Source organism: Cupriavidus sp. FW306-1B-F12B, from assembly GCF_058781795.1.
Genome location: NZ_JBYSXC010000039.1, coordinates 1 through 1,138, shown reverse-complemented (window position 1 = coordinate 1,138; position 1,138 = coordinate 1). Strand labels below are relative to the sequence as shown.

Sequence of the window (1,138 nt, the reverse complement as noted above, 5' to 3'; positions counted from 1 at the left end):
GTACTCGATCCACTCCTTGTTGATGGTGATGTCACCCTCGAAGAAGTGCATGCGCGGGTGGTCGACGAGGTCGCCGAGGCGGTCCGACGACATGTCCATGCCGTAGACCTCCCACGGCGTGGTTTCCAGGATGCGGCGCGTCAGGTGATGGCCGATGAAGCCGTTGACGCCAAGAATCAGGACCTTTTTCATCGGCTTTCCTCGTTGGATGATTCGGTATGGATAAGTTTGGCGAAGGCTTGCGGCGTGAGTGCCGAGCCATCCTGTGCCAGCAATCGGGTGACCATGACCAGGCCGCCGTCGCCGCACAGGCCGATGATCTGGCCGTCATGCACATGCAGGCCGGGCGCCGTGCCGGCGGGCAGCGCCAGCGCAAGCTCCGGCAGCGGCCGGCGCGCCTGCGCCACAATGAAGCGGTGCCCGGCAAGGTCGGTAAAGGCGCCGGGATAGGGCGGCGCGACGGCGCGCACGAGGTTGTAGACCTCGGCGGCCGGGCGGCTCCAGTCGATGCGGCCGTCTTCCGGCTTGCGCCCGGAGAAGTAGCTGCCCTCGGCCAGCCGGTTGGGGTGTTGCGGCGTCTGCCCGGCGATCATCGCGGGCAGGGCGCGCCACAGCGTCTGCTCGGCGGCAACGGTGACTTTCTCGAAGACTTCGCCGGCAGTGTCGTCCGGCAGGATCGGCACCGCGGTCTGGTCGACGATATAGCCCGCGTCAGGCCTGGCTTCCATGGCGTGCAGCGTGGCGCCGGTCTCGGTCTCGCCGTGCAGTACCGCCCAGTTCACCGGCACGCGGCCGCGGTACTTGGGCAGCAGCGAGCCGTGCATGTTGAAGGCGCCGCCGGGGGCCAGCGCCAGCACGCCCGCGGGGATCATGGCGCGGTAGTAGAACGAGAAGATGACGTCCGGGTGCGCGTCGCGCACGGCCTGGGCGATCGCGGGATCGGCAGGGTCCTCGCCATAGACGAAGGGGATGCCCAGCTCGGCGGCAGTGTCGGCCACGCGGCGGAACCAGATGTTCTCGTCGGGGCGGTCGCGGTGCGTGATCACCAGCGCCACTTCCACGCCGCGCGCATGCAGCACGCGCAGGCAGCGGTCGCCGACATTGTGGTAGCCGAAGACGACGGCGCGCATCATTGCTC

General features: G+C 68.3%; 2 protein-coding genes. Both read right to left on the bottom strand.

Translation table 11 applies throughout. The features are described from left to right. The coding region (locus tag AC3WLE_RS30380; protein ID WP_492351006.1) for an NAD-dependent epimerase/dehydratase family protein at positions 1-192 on the bottom strand (192 nt) is incomplete at its 3' end. Continuing rightward, positions 189-1,130: a formyltransferase gene (locus tag AC3WLE_RS30375; protein WP_492357160.1), complete on the bottom strand. Its 942-nt coding sequence runs from the start codon at positions 1,128-1,130 to the stop codon at positions 189-191. The genes AC3WLE_RS30375 and AC3WLE_RS30380, both read right to left, overlap by 4 nt. Between the last annotated feature and the right edge of the window lie 8 nt (positions 1,131-1,138).